The sequence below is a fragment of the Methanohalophilus euhalobius genome (assembly GCF_900215215.1).
Taxonomy (GTDB): Archaea; Halobacteriota; Methanosarcinia; order Methanosarcinales; family Methanosarcinaceae; genus Methanohalophilus; species Methanohalophilus euhalobius.
This window is the reverse complement of record NZ_OBDR01000001.1, coordinates 69818-88623: the sequence shown is the minus strand read 5'-3', so window position 1 is coordinate 88623 and position 18806 is coordinate 69818. Positions and strand designations below refer to the sequence as shown.

Genomic DNA, 18806 nt, shown 5'->3' with positions numbered 1-18806 from the left:
TAACAACACCTCCCGATAGCTTTATATGTGGCGAGAACGCCGCCATATGTCATTTCCACCATCCAATTCAAGGACATGTGAGAAGGTTGAATTAAGACCAAAACAGTGTATTGATGCTGCTCTTAAACCACTTCTAGAAAATATCGACATCAGGATAAACGGTTCACTTAGCTCTAAAGATCTATTTTACACTGCCATGTGTATGGCAGTGGATAAGAGTTCGGTTCATTCTGCGTCAAAACACTATCAAGAGATTCCATGTGAGACATCTTTGAGATATCATCTCAGGAAACTAAGTCTTGAAGAACTTATCCAGGCAAATGAGAATATTCTTCTTCACAGTTCTGTCGGTACTCTGAAACCAGAAAAAAAGTATGAGTTTGCTATCGATTTTACAAATGATCCATATTATGGAAAAGTTGATTCATTCAATCAAGACTACGTGATACGTAGTCAGGCCAAGAAATCAACAAACTCTTTTTATTCATATGTAGCACTGTCCATTATAAACAAGAACGAGAGATTTACTTTTGCAGTTCTTCCTGTTGAAAGGAATAAAACAAAAGTTGATTACCTCACTTATTTCATAGATCTTATCGAAGAACTGGATTTCAATATCAAGGTACTTTGCCTGGATCGAGAGTTCTATTCAGTTGATGTGTTTGAGTTCTTACAGGACAAGGAGATTTCTCACATTACACCAGTAGTAAAAAGGGGAAACGCAATCAAGCAACTGCTTAACGGGAGAAAAGCAAGGTCTGCAGAGTATGTAATGAAGAATGCTCAAAGACAAGAAGTTCAGCTGGATATTGTAATTGATGTGAAGTATATGAAAGGTAAAAGAGGCAAATACGGATGTGAAAACCTTGGGTTTGTTGTTTATGGAGTTAAGTGGCCTCCAAGGAAGGTTAGTAACGTCTACAGAAGACGGAATGCTTACGAATCATCTTACAGGATGAGAAATGTTGTTAAACCAAGGACATCAACAAAAGATGTAACTTTCAGATATTTCTTTACTATAATATCGTTCCTGCTCAGAAATGTATGGATATACCTCCAGAAAAAGCATTTTACAATCGTAAAACCAGGTCCAATAACCATTGATGAAGACAAGTTCAGGTTTGCCAGATTTATTCTGTTTGTTGAAGAATGGCTTAGGAGAAAGTTAAGGATTCAGCTAGTAGTGCAGTGTTTAAGGTAATTCAATAGGGGTAGGAACAAGATGGAAAGAAAATTAGAGAACTACTGACATTGAATATCAGACATTATATACCATACACTCAAAGTTACCTGATATTTTGATTCAAGCGTTAGATTGTAAGTCAAAACTTGCAGAGAGCAATATCTAATATATAGGACGCAAGAGAAACAGTCACATTCAAGGAAAAGAATAATTTATTCACCAGTAAAATGGTGAATAATCGAATAGCCAAGACAGCAGTTATTTATCGCCTTTCCTCAGGCTTTTCATTTTTTCAAGTTCCCCCTCAAGTTCCCGAATCTTCATTTCATCTATCGAATCCGCATAATCTGCAAGTTCCTTATCGGCTGTCTGAAGCGTGTTGTGCAGCTTTTCCACTACATTCTTCTCCAGATTCAACCTCTGTTTTCTGGTCTCGCTAACAAGCTCCTCGACAAGTACCTTGCCTTCTTCCTTGCTTATGGCACCTTCCTTGACCCTTGCCTTTACAAATTCCCTTATTCGCTCTTCGGACATAGCTGCCAATCCTGCACCAATCAATGCAGTTGCGCCTAAAAGACCCATCTTCTTTATCTTTTCCATGTATAATACCCCATTACTGATCAGATAGGATTCACAATCGGCATGAGTTAAAGTCAACCAGTAAGTCAATCTACTATATTTGAAACCAGGGACAAAACCACCACCTGTCTTAAGATGACCGAATGCCGATTCAGAAATTCACAACTCCCCGATTTATGTTTCCCTTCCAGATAATAATAGGTACAACTAAATATATATTTGTTTGGTCTTAAAGAAGAGGCTACAGTCTAATTTTATAAATGTCCATTGTATTTATTTCAGGAAGAAGATTCTTCCTGATTATTGAATACCTGATTGCCCAGTTCAGTTACATCATAGGTATCCGTTTCAGGATTGTATTTTAACAAACCATCCTTTGCCATTTTGTCCAACATGGACTTCATTATATCGTCTGTCATTGTTTTAACCTTTCACTCATTTTTAGATAATATCCACAAAACCCGCATCTATCATAGACATTAAGGCAAAATTAATACATGTTGTCAGAGTATATTTAATATATTATTGCAGGGGAAACTAAATGAACGAATTTGGGTACTATGGTTATGGTTACCATACTGTGGTGGGTATGTTTGTATTTGTCCTGATTATAATAGGTATCGGTTTATTGATCAAATGGCACATCGGGAAAAATAAATAAAAATACAGAGATAAGTTTGCAATTGCCTAAAATATAAATTGTGATAATAAGAGGTGAAACAATGGACAAAGGATTTTCAAAAGATTTGAATGAATTGATGCAATTTCCCACAGAGGGAATCTTCAGTACAGTACTGACAAAATCAGACACCTATAATTACACACTTATGTGTCTTGCAGGTGGAACTGATATTGATGAACATACATCCACAAAAACAGGAGTGGTCCAGGTCCTGAAAGGAAAGGGTGTCTTCCGTTTATATGGAAATGAAATCGAAATGGAAGAAGGTACATTCATTTTCATGCCTGCAAATGCACCTCACTCCCTTCAAGCCCAAGAAGACCTCGCAGTACTTCTGTGCCTGACTAAGTAAATAAATTACATGAATTAAAGGTGTGGTTGTATGAAGATAATTATCATAAATGGTTTTCCAGGAAGCGGGAAAACGACCACAATAAAGGAAATGGCTAAGAGTTTTGCGGATAAGGGGAAAAAGGTTGTTATAATATTTACCGAGGAAGGAAGAGTCAGTTATAATGATATCAAAAACACAAATATAATCACAAAAGAAGTGCTAAACGCCTGCGTTCCCTGCAGTCTCAGGTTCAATCTGGAAAGCACTTTAAAAAATGCAACCCGTGAATCAAATCCTGATTTTGTGATAATCGAACTTCTATCAACTGCATCCTCGTCCCAGATAAAAGCAAGCCTGGAACCGATGAATATTCCGGATATGTCTTTTGCTCCTGTTGTAAATATTGTAGATCCTAAAACTTTCATCACTGATATTAGTAAATTGCCCAAATTTGCCATCGACAGGATTAAAGAGGCTGACATAATCTGTTTGAACAAAACAGAATCTGCAAAAGATGAAAATATCAGAAATGTAAAAGATTTTCTCCGTAATGCTAACCCTGATTCAACCATACTGGGAATTTCTGCACATAAACCTGATGAAGAATTTAGATCTTTCACGGATCAATTGCTAAATAACGATGGAAGAATGCGGGATATGAAATCGTGAAATGACTGTATTATGATTACATGGAAGAGAGACAGCACCGGTATCTGAAAATGGTTAAATAATTGAATTGGTTAACAGGTAACAATGAAATTCATAAAATCAATTGTTGCTATTTTCGTCCTTTCTGCAATACTACTTACCAGTGGATGTGCAGACGACACAAATCGATCAATAGTCCAATCCGGTGTTGTAGAAATCAAAGGGGACAATATCAAGGAAACCGTACAGTATGACGAGGAAAATATCGATCTGTACATAAATGGTGATTCAATCAATGTTGTGGTGGAATGGGGCACCAGGGTTGATAATGCCACTATTACCGGCAACAATATAGAAGTTCTATTCAAAGATGGAGCAAGTATTGAGGAAATTTATCTGAGCGGGTCACGCATAACCGTCATGGTACCAAAAGCCCAGTATCCGGTTGTACACAGGGAAGGCAATGATGTGGCAGTGGTATACTATTAATCCACTTTTCCACCCTCAAGACAGAAGTGCAAATAATCTTTTTATCAGCACTTTTGTCTCTTTACATTAGGCCCTTCACAGGTATCCTGCACAACAAATCCCGCTTGCACAATTTTATCCCTTAAAGCATCTGCTGTTTCCCAATCCCTCTCATTTCGGGCCTGCTCACGTATCTTTACAAGCTCCATAATCTTTTCTGGAACTTCCTCACCTTCTTGTGCAAAAAGGCCAAGGGTATCTGCAAACTTCCTGTAGAGGGAAAGAAGTTTTTCAAGTACATCCTTATTCCTGCCGGCTTCAAGATACTGGTTGGAAACACGGGATAATTCATGATAAACTGCAATTGCTTTCGGGATGTTCATATCATCTTCCAGAGCGTTCCTGAAATCATCTTCAAGATTGTCAGGCAGGTCTATCACTTCCTGATCAGAAGGATATTCATTATCATCTGCGCTCTTTATAGCGAACTTCAGATTTTCCAGTGTTTCCCTGAGTTTGAAATAGCTGTTTTGTGCATGCCGGGCAAAGGAGTCGGAAAAATCCAGTTTCTTTCTGTAATGCACGGACATAAACATGAAGCGCACAACTTCTCCCCCATATTTGTCAACCAGTTTTGGGAGAGTGAAAACATTACCCTTTGACTTACTCATTTTCTCGCTGTCAACTATCAGGTGTTCCCCGTGTATCCAGTACCTTACAAAGGGTTTATCTGTAGCCCCTTCAGACTGGGCAATTTCATTCTCATGATGGGGAAATATCAGGTCCACTCCACCTGTATGAATATCAAGGGAAGGTCCAAAATGATTCATTGACATTACCGAGCATTCAGTATGCCATCCGGGCCTGATCTTACCCCAGGGACTTTCATAGTAAATACCCCTTTCAATCTCTTCCTGTGTGGATGCTTTCAGCAAAACAAAATCCCGGGGATTATCCTTATCGTATTCATCGACATCAACCGATGCTCCCATCTTAATTGAATTGAAATTCAGTTTTGAAAGCTTACCATAATCCGGAAAAGCCGAAATCCTGTAATACACCGAACCCTCCTTTTCATAGGCAAGCCCTTTTTCCATCAGTATTTGTGCCAGCTCTATCATTCCATCCACATTTTCAGTGGCCCTGGGATAAGCAGAGGCTCGTTTTATGTTTAGCATATCAAGTCCGCAGAAAAATTCTTCAGTATATTTTTCTGTAAATTCCTTCAGGGACATTCCCGCTTTCTTTGAATCCCGGATAGTCTTATCATCGATATCTGTTATATTCATTACAAGATTCACAGAGTAGCCCAAATACTTCAGGATACGTACCAGATTGTCGGTCATTAAAAAGGTTCGGTAATTACCTATATGCGGAATATTATACACCGTAGGACCACATGCATATATTGTAACTTCATCTTCCTTTAAAGGTTTGAAAACTTCCTTTTTCCTTGTTAAAGTATTATACAATTGTAACATTCAAACAACCACCTGTTACACTAATTTACGCCTTCCTATTTTAATCAATACATTTAACTTTCAGCTATTTGATGACTGCACCCACACTACCCATAAATTTTGCTCTCTTAATACCGAAAATTTGACATTCAGGAATCTGTTCACAATATCCATATTTGTTCTGGCATGACTGGTTACAGATGTTGCTTTAAAGCGCGATTGACCATTGGCCAGTGCCATATAGGGGATCACTTGATCGCACATAAATTCATCAACTGTTGCACCTGCTCTAATGCATCGTGAAAGATTTTTTGCAGCATCGATTCCTACTTTCTCAGCTTTGACACCACGCTCCCCGAGACTATCCATCCCGATAGTAGAATTTTCAAAAACAGCCCAGAGGGTTACTCCTGATCCGGTGGAATAAGAGGGTGAATATTGGGCATCAATATTTATTGGTACCTCATATCTCTGCGCAAGATAATCCTGTATGGCATCAACTTCCCTTGCAGATACATCTGCCCTTTCGAGGTCCGAGGACGAATGGGCAACTCCTTTTATATCCAGCAGTTTTCCTCTTTCATAAAGATCAATGGCTTTAATGCAATCTTTCGGTGGTACTACCTTGACCAAAACCTGAGCTCCTCCACGAGGATAGTAACCCTCCCTGAGAATCCGGATAGTCACATGAAAACCCATCATTGAAAGAATGGGACAGAGAGCATGCTGTATATAAGCAAGAGACGGACTCCATTTTCCATAGGTGGCACCTCCATGAATAGAGACCTGTACATCTTGATCTGCTATGGTTATCGGAATCAGAAGGGCCTGCAGGACAAGGCCGATTGAACCTGCTGTAGGAATTTCTATTTTTATGTGATTGGATATTATAGGACCGGGCACAAACTCAATCTCCGTTGAACTTACCGATACTCCCCTCACTTCTGCATTACACAACTGTGCAACCGCCATAATTGCGGCCACATGCTGGGCTCGCAAACCCGGGACATACCTTTGTGCACGAATATTGATGATTTTCACAGGTAACCCTGTAACCGCAGAAAGAGCTACAGAGGTCCTTATGATCTGTCCACCACCTTCTCCAGTGGAACCATCTACTAAGATAGGATCAGACATAGAAATTAATTATACTTCTTTATTTAATATTTTACCTGACGCTCCTCTTCTGTATAACCAAAAATGGTTTATAGGATAATTAATGTTTTTTTTAAATAGAGGAGGGCACAGGAATGAAAATAGTCAAATGCAGGGACTTGGGTTTCAAATGTAATTTAATGGCTACAGGAACCAAACAGGAAGATGTAGAAAAAAAGATGCTTGACCACATCAAGCAAGTCCATGGAGAAGAACTGGAAAAGATGTCTGAAGATGAGATTAAGGAGATAAAGTACCGGATATCAACCCTCACCGGACGAGGGTGTGGATGTGGTGCACTATAAATTAATTATCTGAATTAATCAATCCGTATTACAATACTTATATTCAAAATAACTGGAGCAATCAAAATGACAGGTAATCCCCTCAATACTATAAAGAAAGCAGATCCAGATCTGTTTGGTTTAATCGAGCAAGGCGGTGAATTGACATTCTCCGAAGAAGGCATACCCTTACAATATAAATTCCTGATTGCAATGGCACTTGATGCATCGAAAGGAGCTGAGAACGGAGTCAGAAACCTAGCAACACAGGCAATCAATGCCGGAGCTACAAAGGAAGAAGTGATGCAGGCAGTACGAATAGCCAATTATGTTTCAGGAGTAGGAAGTGTACATATTGCTGCAAATGCATTGAAGGATATTGTCTGAGATTGCAGGCAATAATCCTTCAATATATTTTTTGGTCAATTACAGGGCCTTTAAATATTCAATCAGGTCGTTGAGACCCTTTTCGGACATGTCTCAGCGCGGCATCGTATAATCCAGTCATTCCCCCGACGGATCAATTCCTTGTTTAATAGCCGTCTTGATGGTTTCATCAGTATAAACGGAATGAACTTCATGTTCATCCTCATTGTGCGCATCAGCAGTCAATGCTTCATAGGTGATATCAGGAGGCACTGCAGTACCCATCATTATCGGCACACCACCTTTTCCATCAACACCATGGCAACTTACACAGCTGCCACCATGTACGCTTAACCAGCGAGGACCAGCCTGAAATGATATTCTTTGTCCATCTTCATTAAAACCGTATTAAGGTCCAGGCCTGATTCAAGAAGATCGTTTTGGATGTCTTCAAGTTTTAATCGCATTATAAGGTAACTTTTCCTTGCCTTAAAACTTACAAAAATATCTGCCAAACCGTCTTTTGTCAAACCAATATAGTATTTGTTATATTTGAGTTCAAAAGTGGGATCGATCTCTTTGATTAAGTGAAGTAAACGATCTGCCAGTTCCACTGTTTCTTTAGATCCTTTATTTTCCCAATAATATCTATCTACAACTTCAGTTACTTCTTCATCTTCATCGATAAGGTCAAGTTCAAATTCATCCAGTATCTTTGTGAAAGTCAGAGCAATGCCGGCAGTGTTTTCCACTTCATAAGCATTCATCTGGATGGCAATAATAGGTATGTTGCCGTTAAAGAGCTGGATTACATTAAAAAAGCGACTTGTAATATCCTCGGCTATAATCACAGCACAATGGTCATATTGTGGATATTTCTTTCTTTCATTATCCCAGTATTCGATAGTCCTGATTATGTGAGATTCATCTGTTTTACCTAATTGAATTTCAACTTCATATCTTTTTAAAGAATCAGGGTCCTGAAGCAATAGATCAAGCCTGCCAGCACCTCGATGATTGCGTTCTATATCTTTTAGAATCAAATCTCCAAGGCCCAGTATTGAAGGATCGGAAGATATTTGCTCCTGTATCCATTTTTCATTTATACGAGGATTTCGTTTTAATGATGTTTTTTTAAGGTTTATTAACCGCACACCGACCACACCCCAATAAATTACTATGGTATAGATATGTGGAAGGCAAGATATAAAAATTATTTTTAATCAAAATTCTGAACATGTCCAACAAAAACAGCATAAAATCATTAAACTTTTAATTAACAAACATATTATAGATAAATACAATGATCCAGACCAATTCACAATTAATTTCCATATCCTAAAGAAATAAGTTTACTTCAGCGAGATCAAACGCATGAGCCACAACCAAAAACCCGAACAGGTAGCTAGAGATCTTATAGATAAGAAGTTGAATGATTCTGGTTGGGCTGTACAGGCTAAGAATCAGCTTGATTGGAACGCTTCAACCGGTGTTGCGATAAAGGAATACCAGACCGAGGTGGGCCCTGCAGATTATGTACTTTTTGTGGATCAAAAACCTGTTGGAGTTATCGAGGCCAAAAAGGAAGAGGAGGGGCACCACCTCACTGTTGTTGAAGAGCAGTCAGCTGAATATGCTACGAGCAAGTTGAAGTACCTCAATAATGAACCACTCCCTTTTGTGTATGAAAGTACGGGGAAAGTTACAAGATATACTGATTACCGGGACCCAAAACCAAGGTCCAGGCCTGCTTTCTCATTCCATCGCCCGGAAACATTTCTACATTATCTCAAACAGGAGAAGAGTTTAAAGGAAAGACTCCTTGAAATGCCCGATTTTAAAACAGATGGATTACGTGATTGCCAGATTCGGGCCATTTACAATCTTGAAGAATCTTTTAAAAAAAACCGTCCCCGTGCTCTGGTGCAGATGGCTACAGGATCGGGAAAAACCTATACTGCCATTACGTTCATTTACAGATTGTTGAAGTTTGCCGATGCTAAAAAAATACTTTTCCTTGTGGATACACGTAATCTGGGAGAACAGGCTGAACAGGAATTCATGGCCTATGTACCCAATGATGATAACCGCAAATTTACCGAACTTTACAATGTGCAGCGCTTGACTTCCAATTATATTTCCTCGGATAGCCAGGTTTGCATCTCCACTATACAGCGACTTTATTCTATACTGAAGGATGAAGAACTGGACGAGGAATCAGAAGAGGAAAATCCGGCTGAAAAAGAGTGGAAATCGAAAGAGCCCCTGCCGGTTGTATATAATGAGAATGTCCCCATAGAAGAATTTGATTTCGTGGTTATCGATGAGTGCCATCGCTCCATATACAATCTGTGGCAGCAGGTTCTCGATTACTTTGATGCATTCCTGATCGGCCTGACGGCTACACCGGATAAACGTACCTTTGCTTTTTTCAATGAGAATGTGGTGAGCGAGTACAGCCATGAGGAAGCCGTGGCAGATGGAGTGAATGTGGGTTATGAGGTTTATACGATTGAGACCGAGATCACTAAAAACGGAGCAGAGATCAAGGCCGAGGAGTTTGTCGATAAACGGGAGAAATTGTCCCGCAAAAAACGCTGGGAGCAGCTTGATGAGGATTTCACATATACTTCAAATAAGCTGGACCGGGATGTGGTTAATCCCAGCCAGATACGAAATGTAATTCGCACTTTCAAGAATAAACTTCCCGAGATTTTCCCGGGCAGAAAAGAGGTACCCAAGACCCTGATATTTGCAAAGACGGACAGTCATGCGGATGATATTATTCAGGTCGTCCGGGAAGAGTTCGGAGAGGGGAATGCTTTCTGCAAGAAGGTGACGTACAAGGTGGATGAGGACCCAAAATCCGTCCTGTCCCAGTTCAGGAATGATTACAATCCCAGAATAGCGGTTACGGTGGATATGATTGCTACCGGCACGGATGTCAAACCGCTGGAATGTCTTATGTTCATGAGGGATGTGAAGAGCCGTAATTATTTCGAGCAGATGAAGGGACGCGGTACACGCACCCTGGATTTTGATGATTTGCAGAAGGTGACTCCCTCGTCAATCTCGGCCAAGACACATTTTGTGATCGTGGATGCTGTGGGTGTTACCAGGTCCATGAAGACCGACAGCAGGTCTCTGGAGCGCAAGAAGGGCACACCTATGAAGGATCTGCTTGGAGCGGTCACCTTCGGAGCAGAGGATGAGGATGTGTATGTTTCCCTGGCCAACCGGCTGGCCAGATTGGAAAAACAGATTACACCACAGGAGCGGGAAACCTTTGCCGAGAAGACCGGCGGGAAAGAAATCAATGAGGCCATTAAGGATTTGCTCAATGCCCACAACCCGGATGTAATCGAGGCAAAGACGCAAACGATTCAGACAGAAGAGCCGGAAATTTCTGAAGATGAAGCCAGAAAGAAGGCCCGGGGGAATTTATTCAGCACTGCAAGAGCTACCTTTACCGGCCAGTTGAATGAGTATCTGGAAAATGTGCGCAAAGTACATGAGCAGATCATCGATACTGTAAATACGGATACGGTCCTGAGAGCGGAGTGGGATGAGGATGCTGTGATCAGGGCTGATGAAGTGGTGAGTGATTTCAAGGCCTATCTGGAGGCAAACCGGGAGGAGATCACTGCCCTGCAGATTTTCTATAACCAGCCCTATCAGCGCAGGGATGTCACTTTCAGGATGATCAAGGAAGTGCTGGAAAAACTAAAAGCTGAGAAGCCCTACCTGGCTCCGTTGAGAGTCTGGCAGGCCTACGAACAGCTGGAAGAGGTCAACGGGAATTCCCCGAAGAACGAACTCACAGCCCTGATCTCCCTGATCCGCAGGGTTACCGAGATCGACCCGGTACTGACTTCCTATGACTTAACCGTAAGCAGGAATTTCCAGAACTGGGTATTCGATAAGCAGGCCGGTACCCTGAAATTCAATGAGGACCAGATGGGCTGGCTGCGAATGATCAGGGATTACGTGGCCACCAGTTTCCATCTGGAAATAGACGACTTGGACTATGCCCCGTTTGATGCACTGGGAGGACGTGGCCGGATGTACCAGCTCTTCGGGAATGAGATGAACACGATGATAGATGAATTGAATGAGGCACTGGCGATTTGAGCTCTTATAATCTTTCAATAAATGAATTTGTGTGATGGCATGAAAATTCTATATGACACTAATATTTTGATTCCCATACAGGACCCGAAAATTCTTTCTCCAGATCTACAAGAGTTACTTGCACTAATCAGAGAACATAGTCATCAAGAAGTAATTCATCCTGCTTCTCTCAAGGATATAGAAAATGATAATGACGCTGAAAGAAGAGAGATGATTCTATCAAAACTTCGTGGTTATCCAATACTACCATCACCACCTCTGCCAGATGATTCATTTGTATCTTTAGTAGGAACACCTTCAAATTCACATGACATAAATGATAACGAAATACTGTATTCACTTTATAAAAATCTCGTAGATTTTATTATTACAGAAGACAAAGGAATAAGGAGGAAAGCATTCCGACTGGATGTTGACCATCGCGTTTTTTCGATCTCTTCAGCACTTGACTATTTCAAAAGATTATATAAAAGACATGAACCCAAACATACATTATTAAAACAATTATATGCTCATGAAATAGACATTAATCAACCCTTTTTTAATTCCCTAAAAAGAGATTATACCGATTTTCAGCAGTGGTGGACGGAAAAATGTGTGAAACAAAGTCGTAAATGTTGGATATATGAAGAGGAAGGAGAAATAAAGGGATTTCTGATGCTCAAAGAGGAAACTGAAGCAATAGACACCTCTCCTCCTCAACCTATAAAACCTCGGGTCAAAATAACAACTTTAAAGGTAGATTTGTCCGGTTCTAAAATGGGAGAACTGTTCCTAAAATTAGCATTTCAATACTGTATAAATAACAATTTCTTTGAGATATACCTCACCCATTTTGAAACAAACGATGATCCTCTAGTATATGTAATTGGAAATTATGGTTTTGAGAACATTGGAAAGAGAACCTGCAATGGTGAAGATGTATATTTGAAAAAATTTAAAGTGGAAGACACAAGCTTAGAGCCTCTTACGATTGCTAATAGATATTATCCATGTTTTAAAGATGATGAAAGCATCAAAAAATTTATCGTTCCAATCAAACCAGAATATCATGACACTCTTTTTCCTGATTATTCCAGAAGACAGTTGACTTTTGATGACTATACAGAAATAAACGTTCCTGGAAATGCAATTAAAAAAGCCTATTTATCGTCCTCAAGAATAACAAAAATAACTCCGGGAAGTATAGTTCTGTTCTATCGCTCTAAAGATCAAAAAGCAATTACGGCTATAGGTGTGGTCGACCAAGATCCAATTAGAACAACAGATCCCACAGAACTGAAAAGAATTGTGGGCAAAAGAAGCGTTTATTCCGATGAGGAACTCATGGGATGGGCAAAGGAAAACGTTTTTGTGATTCCATTTAAACACCATTTTTACTTGCCAAATCCCTTAAGCTTAAGCTATTTGAAGGAAAAAGATATTCTTAAGAGCCACCCTCAATCAATAACAGAAATAAACCATGAACAATATGTAGCCCTAAAAAGTGGTGGCAAACTCGATGAACGTTTTACTGTCAATTAAACCAGAATATGTTGATGAAATTCTAAAAGGAAAAAAGAAATTCGAGTTTCGAAAGTCCATTTTTAAAAGAAGAGACATCACCAAAGTCTTCATATATTCCAGTTCACCGATTAAAAAAATTGTTGCATCATTTGAAATTGCCGGCATTATCGAAGATTATCCAAAAAATATATGGGATCAATGTCATGAATATGGAGGTATTGCCAAAAATGATTTTTTTGACTATTTTAAGAATTCAGAAATTGGTTATGCAATCAAGATTAGCCATCTCCATGAATTCTCCGAACCAATCAATCCCTATCTGCTAAAAAAGGACTTTAGACCACCTCAATCTTATTATTATCTGCCTTTAGACTATTTCAGAGATTACGAGCCGGTGTTAATGGAATCTGGTAAGGAGTATCGCACTGATATGGACATTAAATTGGATACGCAAAAAAACATGCTGAATAAGAATATTTTAAAATCTGAGGAGAAGTACGGATGGAAAACAGTTCGTTTAGGCGATTTTGCCATATATCAAAAAGGGAAAAAACCAAAAAACCAACAATCAGAAGCGTCTGATGTATTCAAATATCCATATATCGATATCAGGGCTTTTGATAAAGGGGAAATAAAATATTATACTGATGGCGAGAATTGTGTAATATGTGAAGAAGATGACCTCTTAATGGTTTGGGATGGATCCCGTAGTGGCTATGTTGGAAAGGCAATAAAAGGTGCATTGGGTAGCACCTTAATGCGTCTCAAGTTCCATGCTACAGAAAATAAGTTTGCTTATTATTTTTTGAAATCTAAATATCTTGAAATAAATACAAAACCAAAGGGAACAGGAACGCCTCATGTTGATCCTACGATTCTTTGGAATTATCAATATCCCCTACCACCCCTACCCGAACAGCGCACCATCGTCTCCAAAATAGAGCAACTCTTCAGCGAACTGGACAACGGCATCGCCAACCTCAAAAAGGCACAGGAGCAGCTCAAAGTGTACCGGCAGGCGGTGCTGAAGAAGGCATTTGAGGGAGAACTTACGAAGCAGTGGCGACAGCAGCAGACCGACCTGCCGGATGCGGAAGAATTGCTGGAGCAGATTCAGAAGGAGAGGGAAGAAAGCTACAACCGGAAACTGGATGAATGGAAAACGGCTGTTAAAGAGTGGGAAAATAAAGGGAAAAAAGGGAAAAAACCTTCCAAACCAAAAAAAGTCAAAGGAGGTAACTTTCTTTCAGATAATGAATTAGAGAAATTGCCAATAATTCCTAAAGAATGGAAATGGATAAAAGTGGGTGAAATTACTGAATCGATGAAAAATGGAATTTATAAACAAAAGTCGTTCTATTCTGAAGAAGGAACTGCATGTCTTAGGATGTACAATATCGAAAATGGAATAATTGAGTGGTTTGATATTAAAAGAATTATACTCACAGAAAATGAAAAAAATGAGTATGGGTTAAATGCTGGCGATTTATTGGTAAATCGAGTGAATAGTAGAGAGTTAGTAGGGAAGACTGCAGTAATTCCAGAAAACATGGAATTTTCAGTCTATGAAAGTAAAAATATTAGATTGAGATTAAATTCAAAAATCAATTCAAAACTCGTAAATTATTGGTTTTTCCTTTCAGCAAATCATTACTTCAATAGAAATGCTCAACAAACAGTTGGTATGGCATCAATAAATCAAAGTCAATTAAGCAATTTTGAATATCCACTTTGTCCTTTTTTAGAACAACAAGCCATCGTCAGCGAAATCGAAACCCGCCTATCGGTATGCGATAAAGTCGAACAGGACATCGAAGAGAATCTGGAAAAGGCAGAAGCATTGCGCCAGAGCATCCTGAAAAAGGCCTTTGAGGGGAAACTGCTCAACCAGCAGGAACTGGAAGAAGTGCACAATGCACCAGACTGGGAGCCTGCCGAAGTGCTGCTGGAGAAGGTGCAGGCGGAGAAAGCCGGTGCGAAATAAAGCAATAAAACCAAGTGAGAGATTAATATGAAGAATGTAGAGAAAGCAGAAAAAGTCCATTTAGGAAGCCTCATAGACCAACTTAAAAAGGGACATTATATTATTCCTGATTTTCAACGTGATTTCGAGTGGGAACCATGGGATGTTCTTTCACTTGTTCGCTCAATATTCATGGATTATTATATTGGAACCTTATTGTTGTGGAAAGGAAGCAAAGAAAATTACGAGATATTGAGCTGTGAACCGATTTATGGATTTGAAGGAAGTAATGACCCACAACACATAATTTTGGATGGACAACAACGTTTGACAGCTATCTACTATGCTTTCTTTAATCCGGGAAAACCCTTCCCTAGAAGAAAAAACCCAATCGTTTATTTCCTTAACATAAACAAATTACTAAATGAAGAATACGAAGAAGCTTTTTTCTATGACACATCATCAAAAAAATATACTAATATTCTTCAAAATAAGGAAGAACAATATAAACATCATTTATTCCCTCTTTCTGAAATGAAAGAAGGTACATGGGGAACAGGTGACTGGATAAAAGGTTATCGTGATTATTGGACCAACCAGCTCGAAAATGTAGATGCCGAAAATGAATTAAAACGGGATCAATATGCAGTTTATGTTAAAAATGCACGAGAATTTAAAGATATAATAGAGGAATTATTCAACCAGTATTTTATCAGTTACATTGAACTTGATCGTGATATTGATATTGCCAAAGTTTGCGATATATTTACTCAGATAAACAGTAAAGGTGTAAAACTCGATATTTTTGATCTATTGAATGCCATCCTTAGACCCAAAGAGATCTATTTAAAGCAAATGTGGAAACAGGCAGAAGAAGAATTACAATTCACCAAACCTAAAAAAATGAAAATTTACATTTTGCAGGTAATGTCTATATTGGAACAATATTATTGCTCGGCAAAATATCTCTATTACATGGTACCTGGAGCAACTAAAACAATTAAGAAACCAGATCGTACAAAAGATGAAATCGTACTCATACCAGATGAAGAAACTTTCAAGCAAAAATGGTCCCGTTCGGTTGATGCGATAAAGAAGACTATAACTATTTTAAAAAATCCACGTGAATATGGGGCAATCAATCCTTATTTTGTTCCTTATCCATCTATAATTCCGGCTTTTGCAGCCATTAAAGCTTTTGTCGAGGAAAGTGATGGAAAAAATAAACTTGATATGCAAGCAAAAATCAGGAAATGGTATTGGGCTTCAATCTTCACAAACCGTTATTCAAGTAGCGTTGAATCAATATCTGCAAAAGATTTTCAAGATCTCAAAAAGTGGTTTAACAATGAAGACGATAAACCCGAAGTAATAAAGGAGTTTTTTAGCACATATAAAAATATAGACTTATTAAACGATAATCCTAAAGGATCTGCTATATATAATGCAATTTTTAATCTTTTTATCATCAATGGAGCAAGAGATTGGTCTACTTTTGAATTACCAGAATATGAATCCCTTGATGATCATCACATTGTTCCAGCTTCGGTTTTCAAGGATGAAAATGTTCCAACCATAAACCGTATTCTAAACCGTACTCCGCTATCACCTACAACAAATAGGCATATTATAAACAACAGGATGCCTAATGAATATTTAAAAGAAATGTTTGATAACAATGATAATGAAAAAGTCTATGATGTTCTCGCTTCCCATTTGATAAGTAAAAAGGCTGTAAGTATTTTATTGAGAAAGCCATTCACAAAAAGTGATTTGGATGATTTTTTGAGAGAAAGACAAAACACTATTATTAATGCAATAGAAAATCAATTGATAAAAGAAAAAATTAATGTCCCCATATCTTTGAAAGAATTGGATAATGAGATAGAGAGCATCGAGAATTCTTTAAGAAGTTTTATCGTTAATTCTTTTGAAGATTCACATAAAGCATATCAGAAGAATACACCCGGGCATATACAAGAAAAAGTTGAGAAAAGGATTGAAAGTGAGAAAAGGAAAAACCCTCATTTATCAGATAATGATTTTAATCTATTTTCTAAACGAATAATGTATTTTGACCTCTTTGAATATTACGATATAATGGCATCTAAATTAAACTGGCCACATTTTGAACCTTACTTCAAGAATAAAAATCAATTGCAAACCAGATTCAAGCAACTATCAACACTTAGAAATGCGATAAGGCATAGCAGAGAGGTAAGTCCAATAGAAAGACATGATGGCGAAGCTGCAATTGCATGGTTTAAAGGAATTTTAAAGTAAATCTGTAAATGCATCATCAAAGGTCCAACAATGTCAGAAAACACATCATCCATCGTATCCAAGGTATGGAGCTTCTGCAACGTCCTGCGTGACGGCGGAGTCAGTTACGGAGATTATCTCGAGCAATTGACCTATCTTATTTTCCTGAAGATGGCCAGCGAGTATAACAAGCCGCCCTACAACCGGGATATCGGGATTCCGGAAGAATACTCGTGGGAAGAATTGAAACAGAAACGCGGGGCAGAACTGGACACCCATTACAGGAAGCTGCTTGAGGAAATGGGGAAAAAGCCCGGCATGCTCGGCCAGATATTCCTCAAAGCCCAGAACAAAATCAGTGACCCGGCAATGCTGTACAAGGTCATTGACATGATCGATAAGGAAAGCTGGGTCATGATGGGTGTGGATACCAAGGGTGAGATATACGAAGGGCTCTTGCAGAAAAATGCAGAAGATACCAAAAGCGGTGCAGGCCAGTATTTCACACCCCGTCCTCTCATCAAGGTCATGGTGGAATGCCTGCAACCCGAACCCCTCAAAACCATAGGTGATCCCTGCTGTGGTACCGGTGGGTTCTTCCTGGCAGCCTATGACTTCCTCAAGAACCGGGAAGGAGGATTGAATCAGGAACAGAATCGTTTCCTGAAAGATCAGACCTTCTCAGGCAACGAAATTGTGGCCGGAACACGCAGGCTTGCACTGATGAACCTCTTCCTTCACAACATCGGTGAGATCGACGGTGAACCGATGATCGACAACACCGATGCACTGATTGCCGACGCAGGGAAACGCTACGACTACGTTCTCACCAATCCTCCCTTCGGTAAGAAGAGCAGCATGACTTTCACAAACGAAGTAGGGGAAATTGAAAAGCAGGACCTCACCTATAACAGGCAGGACTTCTGGGTCACCACAAGTAACAAGCAGCTCAACTTCTTGCAACATATCCGCACCATGTTGAAAGCCGGAGGTAAGGCAGCAGTGGTCCTTCCGGACAACGTTTTGTTCGAAGGCGGGGTTGGTGAAACCGTACGCAAGAAACTTCTTGAAACCACCGACCTGCACACCATACTGCGACTGCCTACAGGCATTTTCTATGCAAACGGTGTAAAAGCAAACGTGCTTTTCTTTGAAGCAAAAAAGGCTGCTAAAGATCCCTGGACAAAAGAAGTATGGATTTACGATTATCGTACCAATGTACATCATACGCTGAAAAAGAACCCGATGAAATACTCCGATCTTGAAGATTTCATCAGGTGCTACAACCCGGAGAACCGTTTCAACCGGGAAGAAACGTGGAGTGAAGACAATCCAGAGGGACGTTTCCGTAGATTCACCTACGATGAAATTATAGCACGCGACAAAACCAACCTGGATATATTCTGGCTCAAGGATGAAAGTCTGGCCGACCTTGACAATTTGCCTGAACCGGATATTCTGGCAAATGAAATTGTTGAGAATCTGGAATCTGCCCTTGAAAGTTTTCAGGAGATTATGACTACGGTTAATGTGCAGAATGAAAAATCAGATGAATGGGAACCTGCGGGAGATTTGAAGATAGAATAAGACGAATGTGATTTGAGTTCAATTATAAGAACTGTATTTAGCCTTTGTAGAAATCCTCGATATTCACACGATTATCAAGATTTGTTGGCTGTTAATTTAGACATAATTTCTACAGAATTGGTATTTTATCATGCTACAATTATCCTATTGAATACCCAGCATTTTGGAAATTGTATTTGGTTACACTAACCAAACAAC

17 protein-coding genes are annotated in these 18806 nt (G+C 39.3%); 11 read left to right on the top strand and 6 right to left on the bottom strand.

Annotated elements, in window-relative coordinates; translation table 11 throughout:
• The first annotated feature begins 46 nt into the window (after positions 1–46).
• Positions 47–1201 (top strand): ISH3 family transposase, encoded by a 1155-nt coding sequence (locus CP947_RS00445; RefSeq protein WP_096711315.1) that lies wholly within the window; start codon positions 47–49, stop codon positions 1199–1201.
• 240 nt (positions 1202–1441) lie between these two features.
• Here CP947_RS00445 and CP947_RS00440 read toward each other — a convergent pair whose 3' ends face one another.
• Both CP947_RS00440 and CP947_RS10430 read right to left on the bottom strand, forming a co-directional pair.
• On the bottom strand, positions 1442–1783 hold the full coding sequence (locus tag CP947_RS00440) for a hypothetical protein (RefSeq protein WP_096711314.1): 342 nt from the start codon (positions 1781–1783) through the stop codon (positions 1442–1444).
• A gap of 257 nt (positions 1784–2040) precedes the next feature.
• Positions 2041–2181 carry a hypothetical protein gene (locus CP947_RS10430; protein WP_013037521.1) on the bottom strand — a complete coding sequence of 47 codons (141 nt, stop codon included), beginning with the start codon at positions 2179–2181 and terminating at the stop codon, positions 2041–2043.
• A gap of 303 nt (positions 2182–2484) precedes the next feature.
• Between CP947_RS10430 and CP947_RS00435 the strand changes: the two genes are divergently transcribed.
• From CP947_RS00435 to CP947_RS00425, 3 genes are all read left to right on the top strand, one after another.
• Positions 2485–2796, top strand: a complete 312-nt coding sequence (locus tag CP947_RS00435) for a cupin domain-containing protein (RefSeq protein WP_096711313.1) — start codon at positions 2485–2487, stop codon at positions 2794–2796.
• Positions 2797–2826: 30 nt separating this feature from the next.
• On the top strand, positions 2827–3447 hold the full coding sequence (locus CP947_RS00430; protein WP_096711312.1) for a GTP-binding protein: 621 nt from the start codon (positions 2827–2829) through the stop codon (positions 3445–3447).
• An 84-nt stretch (positions 3448–3531) separates the two neighbouring features.
• Positions 3532–3915 (top strand): hypothetical protein, encoded by a 384-nt coding sequence (locus CP947_RS00425; RefSeq protein WP_096711311.1) that lies wholly within the window; start codon positions 3532–3534, stop codon positions 3913–3915.
• 44 nt (positions 3916–3959) lie between these two features.
• Here the strand turns inward: CP947_RS00425 and cysS are convergent, their stop codons facing one another.
• Together cysS and rtcA are read right to left on the bottom strand one after the other, a co-directional pair.
• On the bottom strand, positions 3960–5375 hold the full coding sequence (gene cysS, locus CP947_RS00420; RefSeq protein WP_096711310.1) for a cysteine--tRNA ligase: 1416 nt from the start codon (positions 5373–5375) through the stop codon (positions 3960–3962).
• Positions 5376–5435: 60 nt separating this feature from the next.
• Positions 5436–6491 carry an RNA 3'-terminal phosphate cyclase gene (rtcA, locus tag CP947_RS00415; protein ID WP_096711309.1) on the bottom strand — a complete coding sequence of 352 codons (1056 nt, stop codon included), beginning with the start codon at positions 6489–6491 and terminating at the stop codon, positions 5436–5438.
• 113 nt (positions 6492–6604) lie between these two features.
• Between rtcA and CP947_RS00410 the strand changes: the two genes are divergently transcribed.
• On the top strand, positions 6605–6814 hold the full coding sequence (locus tag CP947_RS00410) for a DUF1059 domain-containing protein (protein ID WP_096711308.1): 210 nt from the start codon (positions 6605–6607) through the stop codon (positions 6812–6814).
• A 66-nt stretch (positions 6815–6880) separates the two neighbouring features.
• A complete protein-coding gene (locus CP947_RS00405; RefSeq protein WP_096711307.1) occupies positions 6881–7180 on the top strand; it encodes a carboxymuconolactone decarboxylase family protein in 300 nt (99 codons plus the stop codon).
• A 117-nt stretch (positions 7181–7297) separates the two neighbouring features.
• Here the strand turns inward: CP947_RS00405 and CP947_RS11095 are convergent, their stop codons facing one another.
• Together CP947_RS11095 and CP947_RS00395 are read right to left on the bottom strand one after the other, a co-directional pair.
• Positions 7298–7447, bottom strand: a complete 150-nt coding sequence (locus CP947_RS11095; RefSeq protein WP_241646002.1) for a hypothetical protein — start codon at positions 7445–7447, stop codon at positions 7298–7300.
• 62 nt (positions 7448–7509) lie between these two features.
• Complete coding sequence (locus CP947_RS00395; protein WP_128754602.1) at positions 7510–8313, bottom strand: hypothetical protein; 804 nt, start codon at positions 8311–8313, stop codon at positions 7510–7512.
• 220 nt (positions 8314–8533) lie between these two features.
• On the opposite strand from CP947_RS00395, the gene CP947_RS00390 reads away from it, so the two are divergent.
• Genes CP947_RS00390 through CP947_RS00370 form a run of 5 tightly spaced genes read left to right on the top strand, consistent with a single transcriptional unit; the run spans position 8534 to position 18608 of the window.
• Entirely contained in the window at positions 8534–11290 is a 2757-nt protein-coding gene (locus tag CP947_RS00390; RefSeq protein ID WP_096711305.1) for a type I restriction endonuclease subunit R, read from the top strand.
• A 39-nt stretch (positions 11291–11329) separates the two neighbouring features.
• Complete coding sequence (locus CP947_RS00385; protein WP_132130882.1) at positions 11330–12814, top strand: hypothetical protein; 1485 nt, start codon at positions 11330–11332, stop codon at positions 12812–12814.
• Positions 12792–14780 carry a restriction endonuclease subunit S gene (locus tag CP947_RS00380; RefSeq protein ID WP_096711303.1) on the top strand — a complete coding sequence of 663 codons (1989 nt, stop codon included), beginning with the start codon at positions 12792–12794 and terminating at the stop codon, positions 14778–14780. Before CP947_RS00385 ends, CP947_RS00380 begins: the two co-directional genes overlap by 23 nt.
• Positions 14781–14807: 27 nt before the next feature.
• Positions 14808–17042: a GmrSD restriction endonuclease domain-containing protein gene (locus tag CP947_RS00375; protein ID WP_096711302.1), complete on the top strand. Its 2235-nt coding sequence runs from the start codon at positions 14808–14810 to the stop codon at positions 17040–17042.
• 30 nt (positions 17043–17072) lie between these two features.
• On the top strand, positions 17073–18608 hold the full coding sequence (locus tag CP947_RS00370; RefSeq protein WP_096711301.1) for a type I restriction-modification system subunit M: 1536 nt from the start codon (positions 17073–17075) through the stop codon (positions 18606–18608).
• Positions 18609–18806: the final 198 nt, after the last annotated feature.

Coding starts and splice junctions, on each gene's coding strand:
- CP947_RS00445 (WP_096711315.1), top strand. CDS start 47: ATGTCATTTCCACCATCCAATTCAAGGACATGTGAGAAGGTTGAATTA.
- CP947_RS00440 (WP_096711314.1), bottom strand. CDS start 1,783: ATGGAAAAGATAAAGAAGATGGGTCTTTTAGGCGCAACTGCATTGATT.
- CP947_RS10430 (WP_013037521.1), bottom strand. CDS start 2,181: ATGACAGACGATATAATGAAGTCCATGTTGGACAAAATGGCAAAGGAT.
- CP947_RS00435 (WP_096711313.1), top strand. CDS start 2,485: ATGGACAAAGGATTTTCAAAAGATTTGAATGAATTGATGCAATTTCCC.
- CP947_RS00430 (WP_096711312.1), top strand. CDS start 2,827: ATGAAGATAATTATCATAAATGGTTTTCCAGGAAGCGGGAAAACGACC.
- CP947_RS00425 (WP_096711311.1), top strand. CDS start 3,532: ATGAAATTCATAAAATCAATTGTTGCTATTTTCGTCCTTTCTGCAATA.
- cysS (WP_096711310.1), bottom strand. CDS start 5,375: ATGTTACAATTGTATAATACTTTAACAAGGAAAAAGGAAGTTTTCAAA.
- rtcA (WP_096711309.1), bottom strand. CDS start 6,491: ATGTCTGATCCTATCTTAGTAGATGGTTCCACTGGAGAAGGTGGTGGA.
- CP947_RS00410 (WP_096711308.1), top strand. CDS start 6,605: ATGAAAATAGTCAAATGCAGGGACTTGGGTTTCAAATGTAATTTAATG.
- CP947_RS00405 (WP_096711307.1), top strand. CDS start 6,881: ATGACAGGTAATCCCCTCAATACTATAAAGAAAGCAGATCCAGATCTG.
- CP947_RS11095 (WP_241646002.1), bottom strand. CDS start 7,447: ATGATGGGTACTGCAGTGCCTCCTGATATCACCTATGAAGCATTGACT.
- CP947_RS00390 (WP_096711305.1), top strand. CDS start 8,534: ATGAGCCACAACCAAAAACCCGAACAGGTAGCTAGAGATCTTATAGAT.
- CP947_RS00385 (WP_132130882.1), top strand. CDS start 11,330: ATGAAAATTCTATATGACACTAATATTTTGATTCCCATACAGGACCCG.
- CP947_RS00380 (WP_096711303.1), top strand. CDS start 12,792: ATGAACGTTTTACTGTCAATTAAACCAGAATATGTTGATGAAATTCTA.
- CP947_RS00375 (WP_096711302.1), top strand. CDS start 14,808: ATGAAGAATGTAGAGAAAGCAGAAAAAGTCCATTTAGGAAGCCTCATA.
- CP947_RS00370 (WP_096711301.1), top strand. CDS start 17,073: ATGTCAGAAAACACATCATCCATCGTATCCAAGGTATGGAGCTTCTGC.